The 23239-nt window shown below is 51.2% G+C and carries 18 protein-coding genes; 14 read left to right on the top strand and 4 right to left on the bottom strand.

All coding sequences use genetic code 11. The features are described from left to right. Nucleotides 1-8 precede the first annotated feature (8 nt). The 6 genes from MHB80_RS22170 to MHB80_RS22145 all read left to right on the top strand — a co-directional run bounded on the left by MHB80_RS22170 (nt 9) and on the right by MHB80_RS22145 (nt 10130). Nucleotides 9-1691 (top strand): ABC transporter substrate-binding protein, encoded by a 1683-nt coding sequence (locus MHB80_RS22170; RefSeq protein WP_341279018.1) that lies wholly within the window; start codon nt 9-11, stop codon nt 1689-1691. A gap of 48 nt (nt 1692-1739) precedes the next feature. Beyond that, on the top strand, nt 1740-2666 hold the full coding sequence (locus MHB80_RS22165) for an ABC transporter permease (RefSeq protein WP_341279017.1): 927 nt from the start codon (nt 1740-1742) through the stop codon (nt 2664-2666). 28 nt (nt 2667-2694) lie between these two features. Continuing rightward, a complete protein-coding gene (locus MHB80_RS22160; protein WP_341279016.1) occupies nt 2695-3591 on the top strand; it encodes an ABC transporter permease in 897 nt (298 codons plus the stop codon). Between the two features lie 45 nt (nt 3592-3636). Continuing rightward, nucleotides 3637-5694, top strand: coding sequence for an ABC transporter ATP-binding protein (locus MHB80_RS22155; protein ID WP_341279015.1), 2058 nt, complete (start codon nt 3637-3639; stop codon nt 5692-5694). 34 nt (nt 5695-5728) lie between these two features. After that, on the top strand, nt 5729-5998 hold the full coding sequence (locus MHB80_RS22150; protein ID WP_056041432.1) for a glutaredoxin family protein: 270 nt from the start codon (nt 5729-5731) through the stop codon (nt 5996-5998). A 1207-nt stretch (nt 5999-7205) separates the two neighbouring features. Beyond that, on the top strand, nt 7206-10130 hold the full coding sequence (locus tag MHB80_RS22145) for an S-layer homology domain-containing protein (RefSeq protein ID WP_341279014.1): 2925 nt from the start codon (nt 7206-7208) through the stop codon (nt 10128-10130). Nucleotides 10131-10197: 67 nt separating this feature from the next. Here MHB80_RS22145 and MHB80_RS22140 read toward each other — a convergent pair whose 3' ends face one another. Next, complete coding sequence (locus MHB80_RS22140; protein ID WP_341279013.1) at nt 10198-10494, bottom strand: DUF6509 family protein; 297 nt, start codon at nt 10492-10494, stop codon at nt 10198-10200. A 414-nt stretch (nt 10495-10908) separates the two neighbouring features. Here MHB80_RS22140 and MHB80_RS22135 point away from each other — a divergent pair, with 414 nt between their 5' ends. The 6 genes from MHB80_RS22135 (at nt 10909) to MHB80_RS22110 (ending at nt 17303) form a co-directional block, all read left to right on the top strand. Then, nucleotides 10909-11616 (top strand): response regulator transcription factor, encoded by a 708-nt coding sequence (locus tag MHB80_RS22135; RefSeq protein ID WP_341279012.1) that lies wholly within the window; start codon nt 10909-10911, stop codon nt 11614-11616. Next, nucleotides 11613-13058, top strand: coding sequence for a HAMP domain-containing sensor histidine kinase (locus MHB80_RS22130; RefSeq protein ID WP_341279011.1), 1446 nt, complete (start codon nt 11613-11615; stop codon nt 13056-13058). Before MHB80_RS22135 ends, MHB80_RS22130 begins: the two co-directional genes overlap by 4 nt. Nucleotides 13059-13192: 134 nt before the next feature. Further along, nucleotides 13193-13858, top strand: a complete 666-nt coding sequence (locus MHB80_RS22125) for a GntR family transcriptional regulator (RefSeq protein ID WP_341279010.1) — start codon at nt 13193-13195, stop codon at nt 13856-13858. Between the two features lie 24 nt (nt 13859-13882). Then, on the top strand, nt 13883-15574 hold the full coding sequence (ilvD, locus tag MHB80_RS22120; RefSeq protein ID WP_341279009.1) for a dihydroxy-acid dehydratase: 1692 nt from the start codon (nt 13883-13885) through the stop codon (nt 15572-15574). Between the two features lie 208 nt (nt 15575-15782). Further along, nucleotides 15783-16529, top strand: a complete 747-nt coding sequence (locus MHB80_RS22115; protein ID WP_341279008.1) for a PepSY domain-containing protein — start codon at nt 15783-15785, stop codon at nt 16527-16529. A gap of 126 nt (nt 16530-16655) precedes the next feature. Further along, complete coding sequence (locus MHB80_RS22110) at nt 16656-17303, top strand: PepSY domain-containing protein (protein WP_341279007.1); 648 nt, start codon at nt 16656-16658, stop codon at nt 17301-17303. A gap of 113 nt (nt 17304-17416) precedes the next feature. Here MHB80_RS22110 and MHB80_RS22105 read toward each other — a convergent pair whose 3' ends face one another. Next, entirely contained in the window at nt 17417-18379 is a 963-nt protein-coding gene (locus MHB80_RS22105; RefSeq protein WP_341279006.1) for an RluA family pseudouridine synthase, read from the bottom strand. Nucleotides 18380-18527: 148 nt separating this feature from the next. On the opposite strand from MHB80_RS22105, the gene MHB80_RS22100 reads away from it, so the two are divergent. Beyond that, nucleotides 18528-18761, top strand: a complete 234-nt coding sequence (locus MHB80_RS22100) for a hypothetical protein (RefSeq protein ID WP_341279005.1) — start codon at nt 18528-18530, stop codon at nt 18759-18761. Between the two features lie 222 nt (nt 18762-18983). Next, entirely contained in the window at nt 18984-20483 is a 1500-nt protein-coding gene (locus MHB80_RS22095; RefSeq protein ID WP_341279004.1) for a dienelactone hydrolase, read from the top strand. Nucleotides 20484-20655: 172 nt separating this feature from the next. On the opposite strand, the gene MHB80_RS22090 is transcribed toward MHB80_RS22095, so the two are convergent. Then, a complete protein-coding gene (locus tag MHB80_RS22090) occupies nt 20656-21984 on the bottom strand; it encodes a dicarboxylate/amino acid:cation symporter (protein ID WP_341279003.1) in 1329 nt (442 codons plus the stop codon). A gap of 115 nt (nt 21985-22099) precedes the next feature. Continuing rightward, complete coding sequence (locus MHB80_RS22085; protein WP_341279002.1) at nt 22100-23140, bottom strand: DctP family TRAP transporter solute-binding subunit; 1041 nt, start codon at nt 23138-23140, stop codon at nt 22100-22102. Nucleotides 23141-23239: the final 99 nt, after the last annotated feature.

Raw genomic sequence — 23239 nt, 5'->3', positions numbered from 1 at the left:
TGAGGGATATGAGCAAAGCATACAGCAAACCAGCGGTTTGGATGAAAATGACCAGCCTCGCCCTAGCGGTTACCCTTGTACTGGCAGGATGCAGCGGAGGAGGGGGCAAGAGCAGCGCGAATACGGGCGGGAACATCTCTGGTGCCGCCCCTGCGTCTTCGGCAGAGCAGAGCAGCGCACCTGCTCAAGGCGGCGAACTAAGCTATGCGCTCGCCACCTCTCCCGATCAGCTTGATCCGCATCGCAGCGGCCTTGCCGTTGCAGTCAGGGTCATTCGTACGCTCTACGATACGCTGGTCGTCCAGCTTCCGGGCGGAGAAATTAAGCCTTGGCTGGCAACGGAATGGTCGATTTCGGAGGATGGAAAATCGTATACGTTCAAGCTTCGCCAGGACGTTAAGTTTCAGGATGGCACACCTTTCAACGCTGAAGCGGTAAAATATAGCTTTGACCGGATCATTGACCCGGAGACCAAAGCAGCGAATGCTTTAGCGCTCGTTAGGCCTTATGAATCGTCGGAGGTCATTGATGAGTTTACGGTCAAATTGAACCTATCCGAGCCGTCGCAAGCGTTCTTGGGCAATGTAAGCCAAGCGCTGCTCAGCATTGTGTCGCCGACGGCGGCGAAGAAGGATGGGGATCAATTCACTAAGCATCCTGTCGGAACAGGGCCATTCAAGTTTGTAAAATGGGATAAAAATTCAGAAATCGTCGTGGAGAAAAACCCCGATTACAACTGGGCGCCGGAAACGGTCAGCCAGCAGGGCGCGCCGAATTTGGATAAAATCATTTTCAAAATTGTGCCTGAGGAGGCTACGCGGATCGGCAGCGTCCAAAGCGGGCAGGTGCTTGCCGCTGAGACGGTGCCGCCGCAAAATATTCTCTCTTTCAAAAACGATGCGAACAGCCAGCTATACCAAGCGGGTACCGTTGGCCTGCCTTATACGCTGTTCATCAATCATAGCAAGGCACCATGGAATGAGCTTAAGGCTCGGCAGGCGCTGCAGCTTGGCATCAATGTCGAGGCAATCGTCAAAACGCTGTATCTCGGAACGTATGAGCAGGCGTGGTCGCCGCTTTCACCAGGCATTTTCGGCTATGACGCTTCGCTTGAAGGCGGCGTAAAGCCGGATATCGAGAAAGCAAAGCAGCTGCTTGACGAGCTGGGCTGGAAAGCAGGGGCAGATGGCATCAGGGAAAAAGACGGGAAGAAGCTGACGCTCCATTATGTCGATGGCTCGCCGAACCGCGAGAAGCGCAATGATATTGCCGCAATCGTGCAGCAGCAGCTTAAGCCGCTGGGCATTCAGGTAGATGTAGAGATTACGAAGGATGTCGCGACCGTCGTTTATGCGAACAATAACTATGATCTGTACGGCAATAGCCAGGTAAACTCTGATCCTAACGCGCTTTATTCTATCTATCACACAACAGCGCCGGGGGCACGCCAAAACCTGCCGAATTTATCCGATCCCGAGCTGGATAAGCTGCTTGAGGATGGGGCGACCGAGCAGGACCAGACGAAGCGTGAAGCGATCTATAAGGAAGCACAGCAGCTCATCATTAATAAGGCCGTCATTATTCCGATTTATGTATTCCCTTATACAGTAGCTGCCTCGAAAAAGGTGCAAGGATTAGCTTTTGACTCGCTGGGCTATCCGATCTTTAATGATGTGTATATAGCCGAGTAAGCATATCGTAATTTAAGTATAAAAGCTGGGAAGGAGCGGAGATGCAGTATGTTAAAAGCGGTAAGCGTTCGGCTTTATACGTCCTTGCTGGTGCTGGTCGGCACGATGGTGCTCGTCTTTTGTATCGTCAATGTGCTGCCCGGCGACCCTGCGCTCCTTATTCTTGATCCGTCTTCCGCCACACCGGAGATGATTGCTAATTTGCGGGAGCAGCTCGGGCTGAACCAACCGTTCTATGAGCGGTTTGGGGAATATTTTCTGCATGTGCTGCAGGGCGATTTTGGCAAATCGATCGTTAATTCGGAGCCGGTATTGCAGAAGATCGTCGAGCATTTTCCCGCCACGCTCGCTTTGACGGCGTTAAGCTCGCTCATTGCCGTCGTTATCGGCGTCACGCTAGGTGTGCTGTCGGCGATTCACCGCAATCGCTGGATTGACATCGTCGCGCGAATGGTTGGTTTGTTCGGCATTTCGATGCCGACATTTTGGTCGGGCATTTTGCTTATTCTTATTTTCTCAGTACAGCTGGGCTGGTTTCCGGCAATGGGCTCGGATGGCTTCAGCACGCTGGTGCTGCCCGCCGTTACGCTCGGCTTCGTTGGCTCAGGCTTTATCGTTCGGATGGTTCGCAATAGCATGCTTGAGGTCATTAATGAGCCGTTTATCGTTACACTTCGGGCAAAGGGCTTGCCGGGGCGGTTCATCATGTATAAGCATGCGCTGCGAAATGCACTGATTCCCGCATTGACGATGGTTGGCGTTATTATTGGCGATTTGATGGCGGGGACAGTGGTCATTGAGACGGTGTTCTCGCGCCAAGGCATTGGACGAATTATTGCCGATGCGATTATGGCGAAGGATTTGCCGGTCGTGCAGGGCGTTATTTTTTTCTCGGCGATCGTGTACATTGTTGTGAATTTGCTTGTGGACATTTCCTATACGTTGATCGATCCGCGCGTAAGGCGTACCGGGTAGCGTAGGCAGAAAGGGGCAAAAGATTCAAATGAAGCAAGCCGTCATTGGCAAACAGATATGGCAAGGAAGCAGGGCAGAAGGGGCTGCGAAATCCCGCAAAAAAATAAGGCTGGCGCCTACGGATCTCCTGATTTATGCCGCAGCGGTTATCGTGTTGTTTATTATTAGCTGTGCTTTAATTCCGAGCTTGATTGCTCCCTATTCGCCTACGCTGATGGATACGGATCAAATTATGCAGCCGCCAAGTCTTCAGCATGTGTTCGGAACCGATTATTTTGGACGTGACGTATTCAGCGTTGTCGTGCATGGCAGCCGGGATTCCTTGCTGATCGGTTTCATTTCGGTGCTTGTCGGCTGTGTGACGGGCGGAGCGATTGGAGCGATAGCGGGATACATTGGCGGTGTGGTAGATGCTGTATTTATGCGGCTGATTGACGTGCTTATGACGATTCCGGGCGTGCTGCTCGCTCTTGCGATTGCAGCGGCGCTTGGGCCAAGCCTGATGAATGTCGTGCTTGCTGTCGCGGCGGCATCGATACCTGGGTACGCGCGGGTAATGCGCGGGCAAATCATGAGTATTAAAGGAAGGTCCTTTATTACTGCATCACGCTCTATTGGCACATCCAGCCTATCGATCTTTGTACGGCATGTGCTGCCGAATTCTTTATCCCCAATGTTTGTCATGGCGGCAATCGGCATTGGCACGGCGATTTTGACCGGAGCAGGCCTTAACTTTCTAGGGCTTGGCACGATAAAAGAAATTCCGGACTGGGGAGCGCTGCTCTCTCAGGGCCGCGGCTATTTGACCGTAGCCTGGTGGATCTGCACCTTTCCGGGCCTTGCCATCACGCTGTTTGTTCTTTCCATCAACATATTGGGTGACAAGGTTCGCGATCAATTAGATCCGAAGCAAAGCCGAGCATAAGACAGCATAGAACGCCGTGCTTAATAGGCGGAAGGAGGAAGCGAAATGAGCCAATTGCTCACGATGGAGCATCTAACGGTTGATTTTAAGACGAAACGGGGCTTGCTAAGGGCAATTACAGACGTTTCGCTTCATATTGCGCCTGGGGAAACGGTATGTCTCGTTGGCGAATCCGGCAGCGGCAAAACGATTACGTCCAAAGCCATTATGCGCCTGATCGACTATGAGAATGGCGTTATTGCCGGAGGCAGCATACGGCTTGGCGATGCGGATCTTGTAGCGATGCCGGAGAAGGAGCTGCGCGCGCTGCGCGGCAAGCGGATGGCGATGGTTTTCCAAGAGCCGATGGCGGCGTTTGATCCGATTTTTACAATCGGGAGCCAAATTACCGAGGTCATCGAGCGCCATAAGCGCGGCAAAAAGAGTGCGGCATGGGAGCGGGCTGTCCATTTGCTGCACCGCGTCGGCATTCCTGAGCCGGAGGCGCGGATGAAGCAGTATCCTGGCGAGCTGTCAGGAGGCATGCTGCAGCGGGCTATGATCGCAATGGCGCTCGCTTGCGGTCCGGAGCTGCTTATAGCGGATGAGCCAACGACGGCTCTGGATGTGACGATCCAGGCGCAAATTCTCCATTTGCTGCAAGAGCTTAAAGAAGAATTTAATATGGGGATTTTGCTAGTGACCCATGATATGGGCATTGCCGCCGAGATGGCGGATCGCATTATCGTCATGTATGCCGGGCAGGTTGTTGAGCAAGCGACGGCGGCGGAGCTGTTCGAGCAGCCGTATCATCCGTATACGAGAGGACTGCTGCAATCGATTACGACGATGGACAGCGACCGCAGCGTCAAGCTTCATTCCATCGAGGGCTCGATCCCAAGCCTGTCGGAGCTGCCGCCCGGCTGCCGCTTTCACCCGCGCTGCTCATATGCCACGGATAGCTGCCGCAGCGTAAGCCCGCCGCTGCTTGCGCTTGGCAAGCGACTGACCGCATGCTGGCATGCCGAGCAGCTCGTTCAATCCGAGGAGTGGGCTGCTGGAACAAGCACTGACAAAAGCACTAGCGCAGTAACGCTGACAGATGCCCTTAGAACAGAGTTTCCGATTGGGTCTCCCCAAGAAGCTGGTCAGCAAGGCGGAAATCTGTTCGAGGTAAGCGGACTAAGCAAATTTTATCCGATTCAGAGAGGTTTGCTTCATCGTTCGGGCCCGCAGGTCAGAGCGGTGGACAATGTTACGTTTTCCATTAAACAAGGGGAAACCTTTGGCCTCGTTGGGGAGTCTGGCAGCGGCAAATCGACGCTTGGTCGGGTGATTTTGCAATTGGAGCAGGCGACAGCTGGTAGCGTTAAGTTTCAGGGCAGGGAGCTGACCGGGCAAAGCAGCTCAGAGCTGCGGCAGGCGCGGCGCGATATGCAAATTGTTTTTCAGGACCCGTATGGCTCGGTTAATCCGCGCTGGCGTATCGGCGACATTATCGGCGAGCCGCTGCGTGTCCATGACAAGTCTGGCAGCAAGGAAAGAAAAGCACGCGTAGAGGAGCTGATGGAGCTAGTCGGACTGAAGGCAGACTGGTACAGCCGCTATCCGCATGAACTTTCCGGCGGGCAGCGCCAGCGTATTGGCATTGGCCGCGCCATAGCGCTTAATCCAAGCTTTATTCTTGCGGATGAAGCGGTATCGGCGCTTGATGTGTCGGTTCAGGCACAGATCGTCAATCTCATGCAGCATTTGCAGCAAAAAATGAATCTGACCTATTTGTTTATCGCCCATGGGCTGAATATCGTCAGACATATTTCCGACCGGATCGGTGTCATGTATTTGGGCAAGCTGGTCGAAATTGCGCCCAGCGAAGAGCTGTTTCTCCGCCCAGCGCATCCGTATACGCAAGGGTTAATTGCTTCCATTCCCCAGCCCGGCCCCGGGCGAACGCGAACATTTCGCGCGATTGAAGGAGAAATCCCTTCTCCGGCCAATCCGCCGTCCGGCTGCCGTTTTCATACGCGCTGCCCTATGGCAACGGATCGCTGCAGGGAGGCGGAGCCCGAACTGCAGCTCATTGGCAGCGAGCATTATGCCGCTTGCCACTATGTATTAGGTTGATAGTAGGTTGACATTTATAAAGGAGGGTATAACCATGTCCGCAGCAAAAAAGGTCATTGTATGGAGTAAAACAGGCTGCCAGTATTGTGGCACAGTTAAACAATTTTTGGAGCAAAACAACCAACCCTATGAAAATATTGATATTGAAGGCAAAGATTATTTGCGAGACGTTCTTGAAGCTAAATACGGCATCCGCCACGTGCCAGTAGTAGAAATCGGCAGCGACGGCGTCTACACCGCCGTTACGGATTGGGATTTGGAGAAAATCAAAGCCCTGATCTCACCTGCCCCAGTAGCAGGCTAAGGGCTTCTAAATCGTATGAAGCCCACTGTTCGTCAACTCCGGTGTACCTTGTTCCTCCGGAGTTGACGGTTTAGGGGCAGAGTTGGGAAGAAGAGCTACAAGAGCTACAAGAGCTACAAGAGCTGCAAGAGCTGCAAGAGCTACAAGAGCTACAAGAGCTACAAGAGCTACAAGAGCTGCAAGCTCTAGGGTGTATATGCAAGCCGGAGCACGCAAATGTTGCTAAGAGCATGCAGTTCTGGGGCTCCCTTTTTTTTGAGGACTGAGTTTCCGCTATTCTACAATTTGAATCGATTTTGGGCCGTAAGGGGACAGGAAAACCGCTATCGCTCTCCTCAACCCTTCAAAATGGCTAAAGACAGCGCATTAGCGGCTCCTGAGTCCGCAGCCTATGGCATAACCTTTGATTCTGTTGTCATAGCGGCTGCTGTGTCCGCGAAGCCTAGCTTTGTATGGGAGTAAACCACTGAAACGAAAAACATGAGACTTCCTTTCGGTACATATGCTCACATTCATGCGGGGATATTCCCAGTAGGTGAGGGAAAGCATTTGACGCTAAATTCGATCAGGATCTGGCTTGCTTATGTTTGCATATACGCCCTAAAAATCTAAATTAGTAGATTAGTAGATAAGTTAGAGCATAAAGTAAAAAGTGGATAGAGTCTAACAGCGTAACCTTCTGAAGGTTTAAGAGGGAAAGACTGTCCGTCAGTAGGTTTATTTTACTGACGGATGGTTTTTTCCTTTTTCTTTATTGTAGTTGAACGGAGAGAAGGAAGGTGCAGGGGAGCGGCGGAGAGAAAGGTTGGAACTGGAGGAGCCTAGCTTTCCGAATGAAAGCCGCTTCGTAAGCATATGCTCAGCGCACGCCTAAAGCTTTCCGGAGGAAAGCATCATTGGCATGGACTATTGTTTTCAGATTTCCTCCTCAGCGAGGAATAAATAGAGAAATCGGAAAACAACAGCGGCCGGAAGCGGGGCCTTTCTCGCAGTAGCGACAATCGCGCCTGACCCTATCAATGTGCAATCTACCATAATATCCCTCTGATTTTACCATGATATAAAAACTAATTATAAGGGTATAAATACCGGCCCGAAATAGAGTAAAATAGTTTAGATAACGAAGCGAGCGCATGCAAATTTCGATCCTCACAAATGTTCGCGCTTACAGAAGTAGGAACCTTAAATTGAAAGGGTGGAATTTATATTGGTTATTCGAAAATTTGGCAGCCTGCTGACAGCAGCGGCATTAACAGCTTCGCTAGTTGGAAGCGCAGCGGCAGCGCAAGCGGAGGACACTAACAGCAGCAAACCAGCTACGCAGCTGCCCGCCTACGATTGGGGCAGAGCGAAGGTCGTAGGTGGCGGATTTGTTCCCGGCATTGTGTATAATCCTTCAGAGAAGGATTTGATTTACGCGCGGACAGATATTGGCGGCGCTTATCGCTTTGATCCCGCGACGCAAAGCTGGATTCAGCTCTTGGATTTTGTGGGCTTCGAGGAATGGAGCATGCTGGGTGTGGAAAGCATCGCGACCGACCCTGTGGAGACGAACCGGGTTTATGCGGCGGTAGGCACCTACACGAACGATTGGACAGATACGCCGGGCATGATTTTGCGCTCGACTGACAAAGGAAACAGCTGGCAGCGTACGGTGCTGCCGTTCAAGCTTGGCGGCAATATGCCGGGGCGCTCGATGGGCGAGCGACTGGTCATTGATCCGAACGACAATCGGATTTTGTATCTCGGAGCACGCAGCGGCAATGGCTTGTGGCGCAGTACGGATTACGGTGAAACCTGGAGCAAAGTAGACAGCTTTACAGCGAGCGGCAACGTAAAGGATTATTTTGACGATATCGTTGGCGTGGCTTGGATTACGTTCGATCAAGCGACGGGCTCGAAGGGCAAGAAGTCCCAAACGATTTATGTGGGCGTGGCTGACAATGAGCAAAGCATATACCGCAGCACGGACGGCGGGGGTACATGGGAAGCTGTAGCGGGGCAGCCGAAGCAAGGCTTTGTGCCGCATCATGGGGTTCTGGACGGCAAAGGCCATCTATATGTTACCTATAATGAATTTGTCGGTCCCTATGATGGCGGCAAAGGCGCGGTATGGAAGCTGGATACGGTAACAGGCGTCTGGACCGATATTAGTCCTACCGGAAATACGGACAATCCATATGGCGGACTGGCCGTAGATGCGCGGCAGCCGAATACGCTAATGGTAGCGACGATGAACAAGTGGTGGCCAGATGATGTTATTTACCGCAGCACGAATGGCGGCGCGACGTGGGAGCCGTTCTGGACGCTTGATTTTTCAAAAAATCCAAGCCGGGAAAATCGTTTCACGATCGAATATGCGGATTCACCTTGGCTGGACTGGGGCGAGAAAAAAGAGCTTCCCGAAATCGCGCCTAAGCTTGGCTGGATGATTGGCGATTTAGAGATTGATCCGTTTAATTCGGACAATATGATGTACGGCACAGGCGCTACGCTGTTCGGGGCGAACAACTTAACGGATTTTGATGAAGACAAAAAGGTTGCAATTACCGTCATGGCAGACGGTATCGAAGAAACATCTGTGCTTGGCCTCATCAGCCCGCCGTCAGGGGCGCCGCTGCTGAGCGCGATGGGCGATATTGGCGGCTTCCGCCATGAAAGCCTTGACCAAGCGCCGGAGATGATCACAGGCCCGTATATCGGAACGAGCACGGATATTGATTTTGCCGAGCTGAATCCAGATATCGTCGTGCGTGTCGGCCATGCGGAAGGGACAGCGGCGAGAATGGGCATTTCCACAGACAATGGAAAAACGTGGACGCCAGCAGCGAATGCATGGACAGCGGCAGAGGAGGACAAAACCAGCGGCGGCTTTGCTGCTGTAAGCGCAGATGGTGGTGCAATTGTATGGAGCCCGAGCAGCGCGGATGAGTTGGCGGCACGTCCGGTCAGCTTCTCCACCGATTTAGGAAAAACGTGGACGGCGTCCAAAGGTTTGCCAGAGAAGGCGCGTGTGTCGGCGGATCGGGTAAATCCGAAGCTTTTCTACGGCTTTGCCGCAGGCGTATTCTATGTCAGCAAAGATGGCGGAGCGACGTTCACCGCATCGAAGGCGACAGGCTTGCCGCAAGTGATAACAAGCAATTTCAAGGCGATGCCGGGCAAAGAAGGCGACATTTGGATCGCTGGGGCAAAAGACAACAAAAAGGTCGATAGCGCCTACGGCTTATGGCATTCGACCGATGCCGGCATGACGTTTACGAAGCTTGCAGGCGTAGAGGAAGCGGCAACGATTGGTTTTGGCAAGGCAGCACCGGGAAAAACGAATGTAACGCTTTATTCCTACGCGAAAATTGGCGGCACATTTGGTATTTTCCGCTCGAAGAATCTCGGCAAAAGCTGGGTTCGCATCAACGATGACCAGCATCAATTTGGTTCCGCCAATACGGCGATTACAGGCGATCCAAGAGTGTACGGTCGTGTCTATATGGCGACGAATGGGCTGGGTATTGTCGTTGGCGAATTAAAGGATGACATCAGCTACGAGTTCACGGATTTGGGCGGCGTGTATGCGGAAGCGCAGCAGGCGATTGCTTTTTTATATGGCAAGGGCGTTGTAACGGGGAAAAATGAAACGTTGTTCCAGCCGGCTGCACAGGTCACTAGAGCGGAGTTCGTCAAGCTGCTCGTTGGCACGCTGGGATTGACACCAGAAGGTGAGTCAAGCTTTGCGGATGTGCCTGCAAGCGCCTGGTATGCGCCATATATTGCCGCAGCTGAGAAAGCGGGCATAATAGCGCTTCTGGCCCAAGGAAGCGGCGGAGAAGGCAGCCTATTCGAGCCGAACCAGCCGATAACCAGGCAGGACATGGCAGTCCTGCTGGCGAGCGGGTGGAAGGCGACAGGCCAGCCGCTGCCAGAACTGCCTGCGGGCAGCGTGCCTGTATTCAGCGATAGCGACACCATTGCTGCTTATGCGAAGGATGCCGTAACGCTCGCAGCACAAGCGGGGTTAATGAAGGGCAAGCCTGACGGCAGCTTCGGCGCGGCTAAGCCGACTAACCGTGCGGATGCGACGGTCGTCATCTATAGGCTCCATACGCTATTCTCGCAAGCTGCAAAAACGGAGTAATAGACGAAGGGCTGGCTCGCAAGCAGATGTTTATGCTTGCGGACCAGCCCTATTTTTCATCCGACCTCTATTCCTCAGCTTCGTGCCAATGCTCCAGGCAGAAGGCTAGCACAAGCTGCTCTTCCTCGTCTTCCAGCTCAAAATCCAAAATGCGCTCCGTCTCGCGCTCGATAATTTCGTGCTTGGCAATTTTGGCTTGCTCGCCATCCTTGGCAAATACGGCACGTACATAAAGCCCTTTAGGCGAATAAATATCGTCGTCCTCGGCTGCTTCAATATCGATTATAAACTCGTAGCGTTTTCCGGTTAAAATGCCGAAAGGGTCTTTAATATATTGCACGCTATAGCTGGAAATTTCAATCATCGTATCATCCTTTGATGTGGTTTTCCTTCCATTATAGCAGAGTTGCTTAGCCAAGGCAGGCTTTCCTATGTATTAGCTGGATGTATTAGCTCGATTTATGTGCTTTGTCGGTATTGTCGCCTTTAGGCGGCAGGACGGAAATAGCGATTACAAGTTGTGCCAAATAACGGCGGAGCTTCATCACATGGACCCCCTCGCATAAATATACAAGCTTGTAGCTATTATTAATCGTTTTGTCGAAATTTGAAACAGCATTCCTCCTGTTTATTGGAATAATAAGTCGCTAATTGGGTATTTGAGCTTGCGGCTTGGCGGGGTTGTTGCTTCTCCTGCCACAAATAGCCTAATATAAACGTAATCATACATGCTGGCTTGAGCATGTGGGCAAGAGCGGAGAGACAGGGAGGGACAGCAATGAATGAGTCCATATTGATTGTAGAGGACGAGCAAAAGATCGCCCGGGTGCTGGAAATTGAACTGGAGGCGGAGGGCTATCGCGTTTCTAAGGCAAATGATGGCTTGCAGGCGCTTGAGCTGTACCGCACGGGCGAATGGGATCTAGTCTTGCTTGACGTTATGCTTCCGGGAATAAGCGGCATCGAAATATTGCGGCGAATCCGGGCGGCTGACGCGGCTACGCCTATTATTTTGCTGACAGCGAAAAGCTCCGTAGAGGACAAGGTGTCGGGGCTTGATCTTGGCGCTAACGATTATATGACGAAGCCGTTTCAAATTGAGGAGCTGCTGGCAAGAATTCGAGCAGCGCTTAGACAGCGCCTTGTTCCAGCGGAGGCAGCAAGCGCAGGGCTAGTGGATGAGACATGGCTGCTGGCCGGCGATTTAAAGCTGAATGAAACGACGCGCGAGGTTATTCGCTCGGGCAAAAGCATCGAGCTGACGCCGCGCGAATTTGATTTGCTCAGCTATTTGCTGAAGCATCAGCGCCAAGTGCTGGGACGCGAGCAAATTGTTGAGGCAGTTTGGGGTTATGACTACTACGGCGACACGAACGTTGTCGATGTATATATTCGCTATGTGCGCAAAAAGGTGGATACAGGCTTTGCCAGCGAGCTGATTCATACGGTGCGCGGAGTCGGCTACGTGCTCAAGGAAGCGCAATGAAGCTGCGCAGCCGGATTCATCTTTATTCCTCTGCTTTATTCGCTGTTTTGCTCGTAGCTATGAATTTGTCCGTCTATGCGCTCTTCAGCAAATTGACGATTACGAGTCAAATGGAGCGGGTAGAGGCGGAAGCTTTGAAAATTTCCGCAGGCATGCTGAAGTCGGCCGGGACGGTTCCGACAGCAGATTTGCTACGTGCGTATGTGCCACTGAACGGCATGCTGCGCATGGTGACAGCTGAAGGAGCGGACAAGCTGCTGGTTACTGCGCCAGGCGAGCAGCAGCTCAGCGAGCGAGAAGCTGTCTATGCAGAGAAGAAGCGGATTGAAAGCATTGATTATAAGGGAAACAGCTATGCCCTTGTATCGATTCCGGTCATTTGGACAGATGGCGCAGTCGTCAATATTCAGGTGACGGAAAGCGTGCAGGACACGGCAGACCAGTTGAAGGTGCTGCAAATTGTATTGCTGGCGGTAACAGGCATCGCAATGATTCCTGTTATTGCTTCGGGGCGCCTGCTCGGAAGCATCATCGTGCGTCCCATCGCCCATATGACGCATACGATGCGGGCGATCCAGCGCAGCGGGACCTTCATAAAAATCAAGCCGGAAGGCAAGTCGCAGGATGAGCTTGCGGAAATGGGAGCGACCTTCAACGATATGATCGCCTTGCTGGAGACGAATTTTGAGAAGCAGGAGCAATTTGTTTCCAATGCCTCCCATGAGCTGAAAACGCCGCTTACAGTCATTGAAAGCTACGCCAGCTTATTGAAGCGCCGGGGGCTGGATCGCCCTGACCTGTTCGTCGAATCGATAGATGCGATTCACTCCGAAGCGGTGCGGATGAAGGAGATGACCGAACAATTGCTGCTGCTGGCCCGCAACAAGGAGCAGTGGAACCTGACGATGGAAAGCGTTGATCTGACGCAGCTAGCCAGTGAGTCGTCCAAAGCCTTTCAGAAGGCGTATGGACGGGATATTCAGGTGCGGCTTGCCAGCAGCGAGGGCAAGCCTGCCGGGGCGGACATGGAAGCAGCGGCGAACGCATCGAATTTGGAGGTAAGCAGCGAAGGCGGGCAGCCGGGCATTTATGGGTATGCAGATGCGAATAAGCTGCGCCAATTGCTGTTTATTCTGCTGGATAATGCGCGCAAATACAGCAGCGCTGCGATTACGCTGGAAATTGGCGCGAGCAGCGATTACAGCGAGATCCGGGTCATTGACCGAGGCATCGGCATTCCGCAGGCCGCGCTGTCTAAAGTATTCGACCGCTTTTACCGGGTCGATGAGGCAAGAAGCCGCCATGACGTTGGCGGTGCTGGGCTTGGGCTCGCTTTGGCGAAGGAAATCGCCGCAGCTATTGGCGCTAGCCTAGCGCTTGCAAGCGAGGAGGACGTCGGAACGACGGCGACGATTAGACTGAAAAGAACGGAAGCAGGATAATAGCAGCTATACGATGATTGAAGCAGCCCGAAGTAGTCCAGAGGGCTGCTTTCTTTTTTTACAGGAATGGATAAAAAAAAGATTGATATACGTATATATATGCGATATATTACATACAAGAAAGGAAGATGCGTATGCCTATTCCGAGCCATTTTACAACACCGATTAAAATTTCAGCGAAAGAACGAGCGCTTTCTCAAATTCAGCGATGGATTATTGACGGTACGCTGCTTCCCGGCGAGAAGATTGGCGATGCAGAGCTCGCGGAAGCTTTAGGAGTCAGCAGGACGCCTGTCCGTGAAGCCTTGCAAATTCTTGAGGTGCAGAAGCTCGTGGAGGTGCATCCGGGCAACTATACGAAGGTCAAAAGCTTGGAGAAATCCGATATTTTGAAAATGTATTCGACGCTGGCTTCCTTGCACACATTAGCAGCAGAGATGGCTGCCAGTGTCATTGTACCCGAACAAATTGAACAGCTAAAGCAGCTGAATGCCGAGTTTGCAGCGGCGATTGAACAGGGGCTGCCCTTTCAGGCCATGGAACTCGACGAGCAGTTTCACAATGTGATCGTGGAAGCCGCAGATAATGAATACCTGGCCTCTTACAGCGCCTCACTCCAGGTACATATTCGCCGCTTTAAATATGTGTTTCTAAAACAGCCTGTTCAGGCGACGCATGTATCAGTCGAGGAACATCAGGCAATTATTGAAGCTATGGAGGCTGGCGACCCTGAACGGGCGGCAGCTATGATGAAGCAAAATTTACTGCGCCCTATGCGTGAGCTTTATGCCATTATTTAACCAACAATGAGGGGATGGATGAACATGTCCGAGAAGGAAGATTTGCGTGGACGCAGCAAGGATATAAGCGAAGGGGTAAACCGAATGCCGAACCGGGCCATGCTGCGGGCGGTAGGCTTTCAGGATGAGGATTTCAAAAAGCCGATGGTTGGCGTGGCCAGCACATGGAGCGAAGTAACCCCTTGCAATATTCATATTGATCAGCTGGCGCGTGAGGCGAAGGCTGGGGTCAAGCAGCATGGTGGGGCTCCGCTTATTTTTAACACCATTACGGTGTCGGATGGCATTTCGATGGGACATGAGGGGATGCTGTTCTCGCTGCCGAGCCGGGAAACGATTGCCGATTCCATTGAGCTGGTTGTGAATGCTGAGCGTTTTGACGGACTCGTGGCGATTGGCGGCTGTGACAAAAATACCCCGGCTTGCCTTATGGCCATTGGCCGGATGAACCTTCCATCTGTTTATGTATATGGCGGCACGATCCAGCCAGGGAAGCTGCATGGCAAGGATGTTGATATCGTTACGGCTTTTGAAGCAGTCGGGAAATATCAGGAAGGGCAGCTGACGGATGAGGAGCTGCATGAGGTAGAATGCAGCGTTTGTCCAGGCGCTGGCGCATGCGGCGGAATGTACACGGCGAATACGATGGCTTCGGCGGCAGAAGCAATGGGCATGGCGCTCCCTGGCTCCTCCTCTACGCCAGCCATTGCACCAAATAAATCGGTGGAATGTTCGGAAGCGGGCAAAGCGGTAATCGAGCTGCTAAGAAAAAATATTCGCCCCCGCGATATTATGACGCTGAAAGCTTTTGAAAATGCGATCACCGTCGTCATGGCGCTTGGTGGTTCAACGAATGCGCTGCTTCATCTGCTGGCGATCGCGCATTCGGCTGGCGTGAAGCTAACGCTGGATGATTTTGAACGGGTGCGCAGCCGCGTTCCCCATCTGGCCGATTTGAAGCCAAGCGGCAAATATGTCATGCAGGATTTGAACAATATCGGCGGTGTGCCGGGCGTGATGAAGCTGCTGCTTGAGAAAGGGCTGCTGCACGGAGACTGCTTGACCGTAACGGGCAAAACGCTTGCGGAAAACTTGGCGGACGCCGAGCCGCTGGAAAGCGGACAGGATGTCATTCGTTCCTTCGAGCAGCCATTAAAGCCAACAGGACCTTTGGTTGTTTTGAAAGGCAATTTGGCTCCTGATGGGGCAGTCGCTAAAATGTCGGGCCTTAAAAAGATGCGTTTTAGCGGCCCAGCCCGTGTATATGACAGCGAGCAAGAGGCTGCCGATGCGATAGCGCGCGATGATATTAAAAAAGGCGATGTGCTCGTCATTCGATATGTCGGACCTAAGGGCGGACCCGGCATGCCGGAAATGCTGTCCATTACCGCGATGATTAGCGGGAAAGGACTTGGCGGCGAAGTGGCGCTTATGACCGATGGACGCTTCTCGGGCGGCTCGCATGGCTTTGTTGTGGGACACGTCACGCCTGAGGCTCAAGTGGGCGGTCCAATCGGCTTGCTGCAAGAGGGCGATATCATTACAATAGACAGCGAGACGCAGGAAATGAACATGGAAATTTCGGCTGAGGAATTTGAATCGAGGCTTGCGAAGTGGGTGCAGCCGCCGCTGAAAGTAAGAACAGGCGTATTAGGCAAATATGCGAGGCTCGTATCCTCGGCTTCGCAAGGCGCGGTAACTGATCTGGATTTGTAATCAGTATAGACTAGGCTTTGGCAGGGCAGGGCAGGGCAGGGCAGGGCAGGGTAGGGTAGAGTAGAGTAGAGAGCATGGACTTGAATCGACGTGCAGTTTTCGTTCTCACCAAATTCTAATCTACAGGTTATATAATAGGTTGTCATACAGCATGCCTTTCAAGCAGCGAGCTTGAAAGGCATGTTTCTGATATAAATGGGGTGTGAAGATGCGACAAAAGCAAGCGAGACTGGTGCTTGGCATAACGATAGCTTGTGTGGTCATTATCTGTATTGGTGGAGGATTATGGTGGCAATCTGTGGCTGACGCCCGGCCTTCCATTACGGAGGAGCAGGCGAGCGAGCAGGTTCTTCAGCAATATGTTGGGAAAATTGTTAGCGCAAAGCTGGGCGACGGCGTCTACGAAGTTAAGCTGCAGTCTGAAAAGGGCATGTACGATGTGGCTGTTGATGCGAAAGGCGGAGGCATCGTTTCCATAAAGCTTATAGATGGCGAGCTGCCTGCTGCTGGAGAATCGCCTCCTGCTTCCTCAGCAAACGAGCCTACAGATGCGACAACTGCGACGCCAGCGGCAGAGCCGACGCCCGTTCAGAGCCCGGTGGCAACGCCGAGCCCAGAGCAAAGCTTAAGCCCAGCACCAAATGCAAGCACTAATCCAAATTCTAATCCAAGCTCGAAGCCAACCACTAAGCCAAGTGATGGCAATGGAGGGAAACTGCCAGCGGCGTCACCTGCCAAACAGGGCATATCTCCAGATGAAGCGGAAGCGATCGCGCTCAAGCAGGTAAAAGGCAAGGTGGAGGATACCGAGCTGAAAAGCTCCGACCGCAGCCGATATTATTTAGTCGAAATCGATACGCCAGACGGCCGTGAGGCTACGGTGCAGATTCATGCTGTAACGGGAGCCATCATGTCAATCACATGGGACGAGGACGATGATCAAGAGGACGATTAAGGTTAAATGAGCGCAGACTCAGCTTTTTATCATCAAATTCTAATGTTGCTGTTATGGTCATCTCATTTGCCGCAGGTAAAGTAAGGGTGAGACAAGCGAGAGACATTTGAAAATGGGAGGAACAAGATGATGATGAATAAAAAAATCTGGATTGGCGTTGTATCGGTTACGTTGGCACTCGGCGCAATGGGCGGTGCAGCAACGGCTGCTTCAAATACGAAAACCTTGATCGGCAAAGCCGAAGCGAAAAAGGTCGCCTTGAAGCATGTAGAGGGCCGAATTGACGGTGTAGACCTGGAGCGGAATCAAACAGGCATCTTTTACGAGGTGGAGGTCGAGCGCGGAGCTTATAAGGATGAAGTCGATGTGCACATCGATGCTTACAGCGGCAAGCTGTTAGGCATTTATGACAGCGATGATGATGACGACGATCGCCGTGCAGCTCAGGCGACGACAGCACCAGCGGGAACAGCATCAAACGCAGGGACAGTGAATCAGCCAGCTGCGAGTCCATCAACTAGCACGGGAACGACAGTCTTAAAGACGGCTGAACAGGCTGGAGCTATTGCAGTTGCGAAAGTTGGAGGTACAGTAGTCAAGGTTCAGCGTGATCGTGATGACGGCAGAATCATTTACGAGGTTGATCTGCGCATTACTGGCGGTAAAGCCGAAGTGGAAGTTGACGCAGCAACGGGAAAAGTGCTGTCCGTGGATAAAGATTACGACAACGACGATGATGACTACGATGACGATGATCGTTATGATGAGGATTAAGCAATCGTAGCAAGCGAGCGCAATTATTTTGAAAATAAAGCGATTGAATTACAAAAAAGGGGGCATCTTCGGATGCTCCCTTTTATAGTTGGCATAAAGCTGCTTATGCAGCTTTAGCGCTGTTTTCTTGGTGCTTGCCCAGCCTGCGGGGCTGGAGCAGCATTTTTAAACGGATTAAGAAACAGCTTGGGAATGCCCGTATCAAAACGGAGCAGCTTGCCGGTCAGCGGATGCTCGAAAGAAAGCACGCGCGCATGCAGACCAAGCCTGCCAATTGGCTTAAGCCGCGCTCCATATTTTTTATCCCCGGTAATGGGATGGCCGATGTCCTCCATGTGGACGCGGATCTGATTTTTGCGGCCAGTCTCCAAATGCACCTCCAATAAGGAGAAGCTGTCGTTAGCTTGAATCAGCTTGTAGTGGGTCACAGCATGCTGTCCATCATTCGGATGGGAGCTGGAGTACATTTTCAGTGTGCTGCTTTCCTTGAGCCACGATTGGATCGTGCCTTCGGGCTTGCGTACTTTGCCTTCTACAAGTGCTACATAGGAGCGCTCCTTGACGGCTTCCTGCCAGTTGTTTTGGAGCGATTGCTGCACCTTCTCGGTTTTGGCAAACATCATGACACCCGAGGTGTCACGGTCCAGGCGATGCACGACGAAAATCCGATTTTTCGGATCGAAGGTTCGGACATGCGCCGTCAGCTGGCGGTAAGCGGTAACCTCCATCTCATCCTTGGTGGAAGCGATGGACAGCAGCCCCGCATCCTTCTGCACGACGATAATGGCATCGTCCTCATGTAAAATGGTGAGTCCCATAAGCGGCGGCGCTTCTACCGCTTTTTCCGTATTTATGGAAACCGTCTGCCCGACCTCGAGCGGGAAATTATATTTCGTTTGTACGCGCTTATTCACCGATACTTGTCCGCGCGCCAAAACCGATTTTACCGAATTGCGTCCCATGCTCGCCAAGTGGATCAATAAAAAAGCCAGCAGCTCCGACGGCTCCTTGACCGTGAATTGCTTGGCCTCTGCGGCTTTACGCGGCTTGCCGCCTTCATTTTGCTTCCTAGACATGCTTAAATACCCCCTGCTTGTTCACTGCTGCTATCACTATACCACGGTTGGAAGGGATAATTCTATGCACGGCGGTTGCCAAATCCATTTTGAGTAGGATAAATAATTGCTTTCATTAAATCAGATTAATTTCAAAACGAGCTTTATCATGCAAGATAATGCGACAGTTACTAAAGGATACTATTCGTTTAATGGACATGGCGATATTATAGATGTTAGGGATATATCTGGTGCTCATTTCGTTATTCCGGTGTGTATTGGGGCAAAAGAGGCACTTGAATTGTACTTAGAAGATATGAAAAAAGAAGACATTCCTCAATCGACTATTTTAATAGAGGATATGTTAAAACCAACTGAGAAGATTTTTCTGATTGAATTTTAAAAGTTGTTAATTAGCTCGTGATTTAGGTTACGTTGAAATCTATCATAGCCTTAAGTTGTAATCTTTCAAGCTGAAAAGAAACCGATTTACGAGTCCTCCAATACCGCAGGATCGAATTACAAAATTGTAAGGTAGATGTAAGGCAAATCGATGGCTTAGGCCAGCCTGGCAGGATAAGATTAGAACAAACGAAAATAGAAATTTTTTCAAAGGAGAATCGAGATGAGGCTATTTGAACTGTTGCTTCTTTTATCAAACATCGGCTTGTTTGCATTAACAGTCCTATTAAAAAAGGGACGGCGTAGAATTCCAGTAATCGTTGCAAGCGGGATCGCCACACTTTTACTGGTCATTCATTGGACGGTGGAAGGATACAGAGTTCAGCTATTTTTCCCATATTGCATTACGGTCATTTTTTTAGCCATTTCAGGTTATAGCTATTTTAAAAAAACCGGCCTAAAAAAAATCCCGCGATTCATGTTGGGCTCAGCTTATACCGCTATAGCGATAATGCTGGTCGTAACAGCGGGTCTTATGTATGCTTTTCCTGTATTTAAACTACCTGAACCGAAAGGCGAATTTAAGGTGGGAACGCAAACTTTTCATTTCGTGGATACAAATAGGGAGGAGATTTTCGACGAAGCCAGAGATGGTAAAAGAGAATTGATGGTTCAGATATGGTATCCTGCTCAAGCTGGCACTGGCCAGAACGCTCCCTTTATTCCCGATACCCAGATTTTACGTTATATGGCCGCGAACTATGGCCTTCCCGGGTTTACTTTTCAACACCTGAAGTACGTATCCAGTCATGCTTATTCGGGGGCCGAAGTTTCTTCGGCACAGACTTCATACCCGCTGATCCTTGCGAATCCCGGCAACGGCTCTTCCAGGTTCCTCCACACGTCGCAAGCCGAAAATCTCGCGAGTCACGGATATATCGTGGCAGTGATCGACCACACCTACAATACATTTGCAACCGAGTTTCCGGACGGTCGAATCACGACCAGCACAACCAACGACTTATTCTCGCCCGACCAAGATTACCGGACAAGTAGAGGAAATCGCGACAAGTTGGGAAAAGTTTTAACCGACGATGTGTCGTTTGCGCTGGACCAATTCGAGCTCATCGAATCGGGGCAGATTTCGAGTCATCTAAAAGGGAGAATTGATCTCGGTCATGTCGGGGTATTCGGTCATTCCATCGGCGGAGCGACGGCCTATGACGCTTCTTACGATCCGCGAATCGCGGTTGGTATAGACCTTGATGGAGGGCTTTATCGACTGCGCGACAGAGAGGGTCTGCGAAAGCCGTTTTTGTTCATCAACTCGGAAAGCTATTCCGAAAAATTAAAAATGGTGATGGATAACCGGGTCTACACGGATGCAGAGCTTAACCGTATGGGCTCAACAAGAGAGTGGGAGGATCAAGTAACGGAAGATAAAAAGTTGGAGCTTGAACGGATGCGCGAAACGGTCAACGAAGGGGGACAAGTCCTCTATATCGAAAATACGGAGCATTTGAATTTTGCCGACGTACAGTTCATTTCTCCTATTTTCAAAATGCTGGGCATTACAGGAAAGATTGCGCCCGAAAGAGCGAGCTCCGTTATCAATGCCTATATGCTGGATTTCTTCGATAAGTATCTGAAAAATCAAGGCGGAATCTTAATGAAAGGACCGGATAGCAGCTTTCCGGAGGTGAAGTTCGTAACCTCGCTATAAATTACGGAACAGACTACCGATTTTGATATGCTCCCCTTCAAGTAGACAGGTTTAATAAATAAACCGCTACTTGAAGGGGAGTTTTCCTTTGTCTAATTGAAAAAGCTCAGTCCCCGCTAAGAAAGGGAACTGAGCTTTTAATGTTTTACTACGTAAGCTAGTTGTGTCCAGCTTAAGACTGCTCCGCAGCAGGCTTAACGAGAGTTCCAGCGAGACTTGTGCTTGCAGTAGCAGCAGCAGGCTCGACTTTCGAAGCTGCAGCCGCATCCGGCGCGCCGCCCGGATGAAATTCATTTTCCATCTTGGCGACGACGACGGTTGCTACACCGTTGCCGATCAGGTTCGTGATGGCGCGGGCCTCGGACATGAAGCGGTCAACGCCGAGCAGCAGAGCCATGCCAGCAACAGGAATGCTCGGGAAAGCGGCAAGCGTCGCTGCCAGCGTAATAAACCCGGAGCCCGTAACGCCTGCGGCTCCCTTGGACGTCAGCATCAGTACGCCAAGCAGCGTAAGCTGCTGCCAGAGCGACATCTCAACGCCGGATGCCTGGGCGACGAACATCGCGGCCATGGACAAATAAATCGCCGTACCGTCGAGATTGAACGAGTACCCAGTTGGAACGACGAGCCCAACGACCGGCTTGGAGCAGCCGTATTTTTCAAGCTTATCCATCATGCGCGGCAGCGCCGATTCGGAGGACGAAGTGCCGAGCACGAGGAAAATCTCATCCTTGATATAACGGATAAAGCTGAAAATGCTAAAGCCATAAAAGCGGGCAATCGAGCCGAGCACAATGATGATGAACAGCGCCATCGTAATATAGACGGAGCCCATCAGCTTGCCCAGCGAGGTCAGCGAGCCAATGCCGAACTTGCCGATTGTGTAGGACATCGCTCCGAAAGCAGCAAGTGGTGATAGCTTCATAATCATATTGACGATGCCGAAAAAGCCATGCGACAGCTTGTCAAACAGCTGGGTAACCGGTTTTGCCGATTCTCCCATCGCCGTAAGCGACAAGCCGAACAAAATCGCAAATAAGAGTATCGGCAGCAAATCGCCGCCAGCCATAGCCGAAATGACGTTATCCGGAATAATGCCGAGTATAAAATCCACCATGCTGTGGCTGGACTGAGCAGCAGCGTCGGTGTACTTTGTAATGTCGCCGCTGGCTTTGCTGGCATCAATGCCTGCGCCCGGCTTCACCAAATTGACGACGAGGAGGCCGATCGCAAGCGCTAGCGTCGTCACAATTTCAAAATAGAGCAGCGCCTTGCCGCCGATGCGGCCGACTTTTTTCATATCGCCCATATTGGCAATGCCGTTTACAACGGTGAAAAAGACGATGGGTGCAATAACCATTTTGATCAGCTTAATGAATCCATCGGCAAGCACTTTCATTTTCTCGCCAAGCTCCGGGAAATAATGGCCGAATAAAATACCAATAATGATAGCACACACGACTTGGACGGTTAGGTTTTTTAGGTTGAATTTCAGCTTCATGAGGAGGGCCCCACTTTCTTTTATCAAAATGAAAACGCTTTAATTTCGTTTGCGTCCTCATTGTAAAAGAAGGAGAGCCTCTGTCACAAGCATACGGTCATATTGTTCGTTTTGGTTATTTCGGTCGCGCGATTTCCTTCATCAGCGGTTCCCCGATAATGTCGCGGTATTGGTCGTAAATCGGCAAAAAAGCTTGCACCCATTGCTCCCGCTCCTGCGGGGTTAGCATATGAATGTCAATATCCTTGGATTGCTTGAGCTGACGAAGCTGCTGCTCCTGCATCGCGGCTGTATTTTGCTTCATCCACTCGGTCGTGTCTGCAAGCGCGCTTTGCAGCTCGGCCTGAATGTCCGGGGGGAGCCCGTCCCAGAAGCTTTCATTAAACATTACCCCATAGCCGAGATAGCCATGATTGCTAATTGTCATATAATGCTGCGTCTGGAACAGCTGCTTCGTAAAAATGTTGGATATTGTGTTTTCCTGTCCATTGACGATGCCTTTTTTTAAGCTTGCAAATACTTGGTTGAAGGGGATTTTCGCTGTAGTGGCGCCAAGCGCTTGAAATTGGCTGATGACGACATCGCTCGGCAGCATGCGGAATTTCAGACCTGCAAAATCTTCGGGAACCCGCAGTGGACGAATGCTGTTCGTCATTTGCTTGAAGCCGTTGCTCCAAAAGGCAACGCTTTTTATATGATGCTTCTCCATCGCTGCAGCTAAAAGCGTGCCAAGCTCGCCAGCAAGCGCCTTATCCACTGCTTGCTGATCGGTAAAAGCAAAGGGCAGATCCATGACGAGCCATGCGGGATCAACGGCGCTTAGATTGGAAAAGGAGGGGGAGATCATTTGGATATCTCCACGTTTGAGTGCCGCGACCTCGGTATCCTCGGTATACAGCATGCCGTTTGGAAATATTTGAATTTCAACGGCGTCATTCGTCTTTTCCTTGACGAGCTTGGCGAAATGGGTCGCCGCCAGTCCTTTCGGTGTATTTTCCGCGACCACATGGCTGAACTTAATGACGATTCTCTCCTTCAGCCCCGTCTGTTCTTCATCAAAGGGCAGGGTACGAGTCGCCTCGGGACGAAAGCCGAACAAAATGGCAGCCAGCAAGCCTACAGCAATAAAGCTGATCATACCGATTGCGGTTTTCATTTTTAATCCACTCCCTTTCCTGCCAGATTAGCAGCGTTTGCCGCAGTTGCTATTTTACCCTTATTATTTCACAATAGAGAAAAAACGTAAACGAAGCAA

This window comes from Paenibacillus sp. FSL H8-0537 (assembly GCF_038051995.1).
Lineage (GTDB): Bacteria > Bacillota > Bacilli > Paenibacillales > Paenibacillaceae > Pristimantibacillus.
Note: the sequence above shows the minus strand (reverse complement) of the source record. Positions and strands in the feature narration are given on the sequence as shown.

What these genes read in the sequence shown, in the direction of transcription:
- MHB80_RS22170 (WP_341279018.1), top strand. Translation starts at nt 9, where the DNA reads ATGAGCAAAGCATACAGCAAACCAGCGGTTTGGATGAAAATGACCAGC.
- MHB80_RS22165 (WP_341279017.1), top strand. Translation starts at nt 1,740, where the DNA reads ATGTTAAAAGCGGTAAGCGTTCGGCTTTATACGTCCTTGCTGGTGCTG.
- MHB80_RS22160 (WP_341279016.1), top strand. Translation starts at nt 2,695, where the DNA reads ATGAAGCAAGCCGTCATTGGCAAACAGATATGGCAAGGAAGCAGGGCA.
- MHB80_RS22155 (WP_341279015.1), top strand. Translation starts at nt 3,637, where the DNA reads ATGAGCCAATTGCTCACGATGGAGCATCTAACGGTTGATTTTAAGACG.
- MHB80_RS22150 (WP_056041432.1), top strand. Translation starts at nt 5,729, where the DNA reads ATGTCCGCAGCAAAAAAGGTCATTGTATGGAGTAAAACAGGCTGCCAG.
- MHB80_RS22140 (WP_341279013.1), bottom strand. Translation starts at nt 10,494, where the DNA reads ATGATTGAAATTTCCAGCTATAGCGTGCAATATATTAAAGACCCTTTC.
- MHB80_RS22135 (WP_341279012.1), top strand. Translation starts at nt 10,909, where the DNA reads ATGAATGAGTCCATATTGATTGTAGAGGACGAGCAAAAGATCGCCCGG.
- MHB80_RS22130 (WP_341279011.1), top strand. Translation starts at nt 11,613, where the DNA reads ATGAAGCTGCGCAGCCGGATTCATCTTTATTCCTCTGCTTTATTCGCT.
- MHB80_RS22125 (WP_341279010.1), top strand. Translation starts at nt 13,193, where the DNA reads ATGCCTATTCCGAGCCATTTTACAACACCGATTAAAATTTCAGCGAAA.
- ilvD (WP_341279009.1), top strand. Translation starts at nt 13,883, where the DNA reads ATGTCCGAGAAGGAAGATTTGCGTGGACGCAGCAAGGATATAAGCGAA.
- MHB80_RS22115 (WP_341279008.1), top strand. Translation starts at nt 15,783, where the DNA reads ATGCGACAAAAGCAAGCGAGACTGGTGCTTGGCATAACGATAGCTTGT.
- MHB80_RS22110 (WP_341279007.1), top strand. Translation starts at nt 16,656, where the DNA reads ATGATGATGAATAAAAAAATCTGGATTGGCGTTGTATCGGTTACGTTG.
- MHB80_RS22105 (WP_341279006.1), bottom strand. Translation starts at nt 18,379, where the DNA reads ATGTCTAGGAAGCAAAATGAAGGCGGCAAGCCGCGTAAAGCCGCAGAG.
- MHB80_RS22100 (WP_341279005.1), top strand. Translation starts at nt 18,528, where the DNA reads ATGCAAGATAATGCGACAGTTACTAAAGGATACTATTCGTTTAATGGA.
- MHB80_RS22095 (WP_341279004.1), top strand. Translation starts at nt 18,984, where the DNA reads ATGAGGCTATTTGAACTGTTGCTTCTTTTATCAAACATCGGCTTGTTT.
- MHB80_RS22090 (WP_341279003.1), bottom strand. Translation starts at nt 21,984, where the DNA reads ATGAAGCTGAAATTCAACCTAAAAAACCTAACCGTCCAAGTCGTGTGT.
- MHB80_RS22085 (WP_341279002.1), bottom strand. Translation starts at nt 23,140, where the DNA reads ATGAAAACCGCAATCGGTATGATCAGCTTTATTGCTGTAGGCTTGCTG.